This is a genomic window from Micromonospora sp. DT47 (assembly GCF_049844475.1).
Taxonomy (GTDB): Bacteria; Actinomycetota; Actinomycetes; order Mycobacteriales; family Micromonosporaceae; genus Micromonospora.
The window spans coordinates 322,821-329,477 of record NZ_JBNCLC010000001.1 but is presented as its reverse complement, the minus strand read 5'-3'; the positions used below and the strand labels follow the sequence as shown (position 1 = coordinate 329,477).

General features: G+C 71.4%; 6 protein-coding genes. 4 read left to right on the top strand and 2 right to left on the bottom strand.

The features are described from left to right. Together ACLQ2U_RS01625 and ACLQ2U_RS01620 are read left to right on the top strand one after the other, a co-directional pair. Positions 1–2,429, top strand: a 2,429-nt coding sequence (locus tag ACLQ2U_RS01625; protein WP_425748686.1) for an ATP-binding protein, incomplete at its 5' end; no start/stop codon positions are given. After that, on the top strand, positions 2,426–2,983 hold the full coding sequence (locus tag ACLQ2U_RS01620; RefSeq protein WP_425748685.1) for a response regulator: 558 nt from the start codon (positions 2,426–2,428) through the stop codon (positions 2,981–2,983). The genes ACLQ2U_RS01625 and ACLQ2U_RS01620, both read left to right, overlap by 4 nt. Positions 2,984–3,064: 81 nt before the next feature. Here the strand turns inward: ACLQ2U_RS01620 and ACLQ2U_RS01615 are convergent, their stop codons facing one another. Continuing rightward, on the bottom strand, positions 3,065–3,574 hold the full coding sequence (locus ACLQ2U_RS01615) for a GbsR/MarR family transcriptional regulator (RefSeq protein WP_425748684.1): 510 nt from the start codon (positions 3,572–3,574) through the stop codon (positions 3,065–3,067). 93 nt (positions 3,575–3,667) lie between these two features. Between ACLQ2U_RS01615 and ACLQ2U_RS01610 the strand changes: the two genes are divergently transcribed. After that, positions 3,668–4,576 carry an ATP-binding cassette domain-containing protein gene (locus ACLQ2U_RS01610; RefSeq protein WP_425748683.1) on the top strand — a complete coding sequence of 303 codons (909 nt, stop codon included), beginning with the start codon at positions 3,668–3,670 and terminating at the stop codon, positions 4,574–4,576. Then, positions 4,573–6,165 carry an ABC transporter permease gene (locus ACLQ2U_RS01605; protein ID WP_425748682.1) on the top strand — a complete coding sequence of 531 codons (1,593 nt, stop codon included), beginning with the start codon at positions 4,573–4,575 and terminating at the stop codon, positions 6,163–6,165. Before ACLQ2U_RS01610 ends, ACLQ2U_RS01605 begins: the two co-directional genes overlap by 4 nt. Positions 6,166–6,282: 117 nt before the next feature. Here ACLQ2U_RS01605 and ACLQ2U_RS01600 read toward each other — a convergent pair whose 3' ends face one another. After that, the gene (locus ACLQ2U_RS01600; RefSeq protein WP_425748681.1) at positions 6,283–6,615 is read right to left on the bottom strand and encodes an STAS domain-containing protein; all 333 of its coding nucleotides are present in this window, start codon (positions 6,613–6,615) and stop codon (positions 6,283–6,285) included. Positions 6,616–6,657 lie beyond the last annotated feature (42 nt).

The window sequence follows — 6,657 nt, the reverse complement described above, 5'->3', positions numbered from 1 at the left end:
TGGGTACGTGGCGGGACCTGACCGACAACGTGAACTCGATGGCGTCCAACCTGACCAGCCAGGTGCGGAACATCGCCTCGGTCACCACGGCCGTCGCGAAGGGCGACCTCGGTCAGAAGATCACCGTGGACGCGCAGGGCGAGATCCTGGAGCTGAAGAACACCGTCAACACGATGGTCGACCAGCTCTCCTCGTTCGCCGACGAGGTGACCCGGGTGGCCCGGGAGGTGGGCACCGAGGGCAAGCTCGGCGGCCAGGCCCAGGTGAAGGGGGTCTCCGGCACCTGGCGGGACCTGACCGAGAACGTCAACCAGCTCGCCTCGACGCTCACCACCCAGCTGCGGGCGATCGCCCAGGTCTCCACCTCGGTGACCCGCGGCGACCTGACCCAGCGGATCGCGGTGAAGGCGCAGGGCGAGGTCGCGGAGCTGACGCACAACATCAACCAGATGATCGTCACCCTCAGGGAGACGACCAAGGAGAATGCCGAGCAGGGCTGGCTGGACTCCAACCTGGCCCGGATCGGCGGCCTGCTCCAGGGGCAGCGCGACCTGGGCGAGGTCTGCCGCATGATCATGATGGAGGTGACCCCGCTGGTCGACGCGCAGCTCGGCGCGTTCTTCCTGGCGGACACCTCCGACGGCGTGATGCGACTGCGGCTGACCGCCTCGTACGGCTTCGTGGCCCGCGGGCATGACGTCACCTTCGGGCCCGGGGAAGGGCTGGTCGGCCAGGCTGCGCTCTCCCGCCGGACGATCCGGTTGAACGCGCTGCCCGACGGCCGCCTCACCCTCCGGTCCGGGTTGGCCGAGACGCCCCCGGCGGACCTGGTGGTGCTCCCGGTCCTCTTCGAGGGCGAGCTGCTCGGCGTGATCGAGTTCGCCAGCGTGGCCCGCTTCTCCGAGCTGCACCTTCAGTTCCTGGAGCGGCTGGTGCTCACCATCGGCATCGCGGTCAACACCATCCAGGCCAACCGGCGTACGGAGGAGCTGCTGGCCCAGTCGCAGCGGCTGGCGCTGGAGCTGCAGGACCAGTCGGCGGAGTTGCAGCGCACCAACGCCGAGCTGGAGGACAAGGCGAAGCTGCTGTCGGAGCAGAAGGGCAACATCGAGACCAAGAACCGGGAGATCGAGCTGGCCCGGCTCGGCCTGGAGGACAAAGCGCAGCAGCTCACCCGGGCCTCGGCGTACAAGTCGGAGTTCCTGGCCAACATGAGCCACGAGCTGCGGACGCCGTTGAACTCGCTGCTCCTGCTGTCCCGGCTGCTCGCGGAGAACTCGGAGCAGAACCTCAGCCGCAAGCAGATCGAGTTCGCCCGCACCATCCACAGCGCCGGCTCGGACCTGCTCTCGTTGATCGACGACATCCTGGACCTGTCCAAGATCGAGGCCGGCCGGATGGACGTCGAGCCGACCGAGATCCGGTTCGCCGAGATCCGCGGCTACGTCGAGCAGGCGTTCGCCCCGCAAGCCGAGGAGAAGGGCCTGGACTTCCAGGTGCGGGTGGCCAAGGAGCTGCCCCCGGCGCTGGTCACCGACGCCCAGCGGTTGCAGCAGATCCTGCGCAACCTGCTCTCCAACGCGGTGAAGTTCACCGACAACGGCGCGGTCACCCTGCGGATCGCCCCGGCGCCGGAGAACGCGGTCTTCGACGTGCCGGCGTTGACCAACGCCCGCCAGGTGATCGCCTTCAGCGTGATCGACACCGGCATCGGCATCCCCGACGACAAGCTCTCGCTCATCTTCGAGGCGTTCCAGCAGGCTGATGGCACCACCAGCCGCCGCTACGGCGGCACCGGGCTGGGGCTGTCGATCAGCCGGGACCTGGCCCGCCTGATCGGCGGCACGATCACCGTGTCGTCGGCGCCGGGGCAGGGCTCGACCTTCACCCTGTTCGTACCCGACGTGCTGGCGCCGGACGCGGTGGTGGCGCCGCAGCCGCCGTCGCCGCAGCGCGCGGGCCTGCCGTCGTCGCTGCTGATGCCCCCGATGGAGCTGTTGCCGGCGCGGCCGGAGGCGCCGGTGACCCGGCAGCTCGACGGCGCGACCGTGCTGATCGTGGACGACGACGTGCGCAACGTCTTCGCGCTGACCAGCGCGTTGGAACTGCACGGGATGACCGTGTTGTACTCGGACAACGGGGCGGACGGTGTCCGCCTGCTGGCCGAGCATCCGGAGGTGGACATCGTGCTGATGGACGCGATGATGCCCGACCAGGATGGGTACGAGACCACCCGGCAGATCCGTCGCAACCACCGTTTCGCGGACCTGCCGATCGTCTTCCTGACCGCGAAGGCGATGCCGGGCGACCGCGAGTCGGCGCTGGCGGCCGGTGGCAGCGACTACATCACCAAGCCGGTGGACCTGGACGAGCTGATCGAGCGGATGGCGTCCTGGATCAGCGGCAGCCGAGGCGAGGAGAATTCGTGACGCAGACGGCCAAGGCGTTGCTGGTGGACGACCGGCGGGAGAACCTGATGGCCCTGGAGGCCATCCTGCAGGGGCTCCCGGTGCAGTCCGTCGCCGTGGAGAGCGGTGAGGCGGCGCTGAAGCAGCTGCTGGTGGACGACTTCGCGGTGATCCTGCTGGACGCCCAGATGCCGGACATGGACGGCTTCGAGACCGCCAGCCACATCAAGCGGCGGGAGCGGACCCGGCACGTGCCGATCATCTTCCTCACCGCCGCCGACAAGGACGCCCAGCTCGCCCTGCGCGGCTACGCGGTGGGCGCGGTGGACTACCTGACCAAGCCCTTCGACCCGTGGGTGCTGCGGGCCAAGGTCTCGGTCTTCGTGGACCTGTGGGTGAAGACCCGGCAGTTGGCCGCGCAGTCCGACGTGGTGCGGGAGCGGGACGCCCAGTGGCGGGTGCTCACCGACGCCGTCGACGAGGCGACGACGCTGCTGCGGGGTGGCGACGACGCGGAGTCCCGGGACCGCGCCGTGGAGCTCCTCGAGCAGGCCCGCTGGGGCAACCCCCACTGAGCCGCCGCCAGGATCCGTGCACTTTTACGCAAAGAGTGGCCATCCGCGTCGGGATGGCCACTCTTTCCGTGAACGTGCGGGTCAGGCGTCGGTGCGGGGGCCGTGGCCGGTGGCGGCGCGGCGGGCGCGCCAGCGTTCGCCCAGGGAGTCGATCTCTTCCTGGACGAAGACGAAGAAGTCGCGCATCTCGGCGACCCGTTCACCGGCCGGCGTCGCCGGACCGCGCAGCGCGTCGACGCCGGCGGTGGCGATGTCGATGAAGTTCTTGTAGAGGCCGGTCTTGGTGATCGTCGCCTCGTACCAGGGGTTGTCCGGCATCCGGTAGCGGTCCCGCCGGGACCCCTTCACCGGCTCCCGGACCAGCATGCCGAACTGGGTCAGGTAGCGGACCGCGCCGGAGACCGCCGCCGCGCTGACCCCCAGCCGCTCGCCGATCTCGGCCGCGGTGAGCGGCTCGTCGGCGCTCATCACGGCGAAGAGCACCCGGGCGGCCATCCGCGGGAAACCGACGTCCGCGAAGGCCATCGCCATCCGTTCGACGAAGAGGTGGACCTCCTCCTCGTGCGGCGTGGGCCGGCGTTCGTCAGCCATCCGTGGACGCTCCTCACTGCGGGTCGGGAAGCCGATCGTGCCTCAGATATCACTGCCTTCACAACTTTGTGAAACGAGTGTAGCTTCCGATACATGGAAACTCCCATAGAGGTGACCGGCCTGGTCAAGACCTTCGGCCGGACCCGAGCGCTCGACGGACTCGACCTCACCGTCCGCGCCGGTGAGGTGCATGGCTTCCTCGGCCCCAACGGCGCCGGCAAGTCGACCGCCATCCGGGTGCTGCTCGGACTGCTGCGGGCGGACGCGGGGGCCGTCCGACTCCTCGGCGGCGACCCGTGGCGGGACGCCGTCGCGCTGCACCGCCGGCTGGCGTACGTCCCCGGTGACGTCACCCTCTGGCCCCAGCTCTCCGGCGGAGAGGTGATCGACCTGCTCGGCCGGATGCGCGGCGGGCTCGACCCGAAGCGCCGGGCCGAGCTGCTGGAGTCGTTCGAGCTGGACCCGCGCAAGAAGGGGCGGGCCTACTCCAAGGGCAACCGGCAGAAGGTCGGCCTGGTCGCCGCCCTCGCCTCCGACGTCGAGCTGCTCATCCTCGACGAGCCCACCTCCGGGCTCGACCCGCTGATGGAGGAGGTCTTCCAGCAGTGGGTGGGCCGGGCCAAGCGGGACGGCCGCACCGTGCTGCTCTCCAGCCACATCCTCGCCGAGGTGGAGGCGCTCTGCGACCGGGTGACGATCATCCGCAACGGCCGGGACGTGGAGACCGGCACCCTGACCGAGCTGCGGCACCTGCACCGCACCTCCATCGACGCGGAGATCGCCGGCCCGCTGGACGGGCTCGCCGACCTCGCCGGCGTGCACGACCTGCGGGTGGACGGCAACCGGGTCCGCTTCGACGTGGACACCCCGGCCCTGGACGCCGCGCTGCGCCAGCTCACCGAGATCGGCGTACGCAGTCTGGTCAGCCAGCCGCCCACGCTGGAGGAGCTGTTCCTGCGGCACTACGAGACGACCGGCGAGCCGGCCGAGGTGGCCCGATGAGCACGCTCGCCGGCACCCGCCACCTGGTCCGGCTGATCCTGCGCCGGGACCGGGCGGTGCTGCCGATCTGGATCCTGCTGCTGGCCGTCCTGCCGATGACGTACGCGACCAGCTTCTTCGAGCTCTACCCGACCGCCGCCGAGCGGGCCGCGTACGCCTCCGGCACCGGGAACAACCCGTCGATCGTCGCGCTGCTCGGCCCGGTGTACGGCGACAGCGTCGGCGCGCTCACCGCCCAGCGCGGCGGCTTCCTGTCGGTGATCATCGGGCTGGTCGGCCTGCTCACCGTCGTCCGGCACACCCGCACGGAGGAGGAGGCCGGCCGCCGCGAGCTGCTCGGCGCCACCGTCCTCGGCCGGTACGCCGGGCTCACCGCCGCGCTGCTGGTGACGTACGGGGCGAACCTGCTGCTCGGCCTGCTCACCGCCGCCGGCCTGGTCGCCACCGGCCTGCCGGTGGCCGGGTCCCTGGCGTACGGGCTCGCTGCGGCGCTGGTCGGCATCGTCTTCGCCACCGTCGGCGGGCTCGCCGCCCAGCTCACCGAGACCGCGGGCGGCGCCCGGGGGATCGGGGTCGCGGTGCTGGGGCTGGCCTTCGCGCTCCGGCTCGCCGGGGACGCCGGCGACCGGGACTGGCTGAGCTGGCTCTCCCCACTGGGCTGGTCGGAGCGCGTCCAGGCGTACGTCGGCGACCGGTGGTGGGTGCTGGCGCTTCCAGTGGCCCTGACGGTGCTGCTCGCCGCGGTCGCGTACCCGGTGTCGGTGCGGCGGGACCTCGGCGCCGGGCTGCTGCCGCCCCGGCTCGGCCCGGCCACCGCCGGCCGGGGGCTGTCCGGGCCGTTCGGGCTGGCCTGGCGCCTGCACCGGGGACAGCTGCTCGGCTGGTCGGTCGGCTTCGGCCTGCTCGGACTGATCCTCGGCGGCGCCGCCGAGGCCGCCGGTCAGGCCGTCGCAGGCAACGCCCAACTGGAGGAGATCCTGGCCCGGCTGGGCGGGACCTCCGCGCTGGCCGAGGCCTACCTCGGTGGGACATTGAGCTTCGTCGGGCTGGCCGCCGCAGGCTTCGGCATCCAGGCCGCGCTGCGGATGCGGTCGGAGGAGACCGCCGGGCGGGCCGAGCCGCTGGTGGCCACCGGGGTGAGCCGATCCCGCTGGGTCGCCTCGCACCTGGTCTTCGCCCTGCTCGGGCCGGCGGTGGTGCTGGCCGCCGCCGGGCTCGCCACCGGCCTGACCTACGGGCTCAGCGTGGGTGACGTGCCGGGCGAGCTGCCCCGGATGCTCGGCGCGGGCCTGGCGCAGGTGCCGGCCGCCTGGGTGCTGGCCGGCCTCGCGGTGCTGCTGCACGGCCTGCTGCCCCGGCTCACCGCACTCTCCTGGGCGGTGCTCGCCGTCTGCGTGCTGATCGGCCAGGTCGGGGCGGTGCTGAAGTTGAGCCGGTGGCTGCTGGACATCTCCCCGTTCAGCCACACCCCGCAGGTGCTGGGCACCGGCTGGAGCGCCACCCCGCTGGTGGTCCTGACGGTGCTGGCGCTGGCGATGGCACTGGCCGGCCTGCTCACCTTCCGCCGCCGCGACGTCCCCGTCCCCTGACCCTCCAGCTCTCCCCGCCCCGTCGATTCAGGGCCGATGTTCGTGCGTAGAGATCAACGAGCGACGACATCCCCTGGATCGCGGGGGGACGCCGGGGCCGGGGAGCAGGGGGGCGGGTCAGGTGGGGAAGTCGTTGCGGATCATCAGGGCGGAGCGGAGTCCGGTGATGTCCAGGACGCGGAGCAGGAAGTCGCCGACGTTGCTGAGCACCAGCACGCTCTGCGAGCGGCTGGCCTTGCGGCTGAGCACCACCAGGGTGCCCAGGCCCTGGGAGTCGCAGAAGCTGACCCCACCCAGGTCGAGCACGATGCGCGGCGGGGGATCGGCGAGCACCTCGTTCACGACGGTCGACAGTTGGGCGGCGGTGAGCATGTCGATCTCACCGGCCAGGCGAAGCACCGCTTCGTCGCCCGTCCGATGTACCGTGATGGACAGTTCGGTACGATCCACCCGGTCAGCCTATCGCGACCTTGACGACCGGGCCCGGTGAGG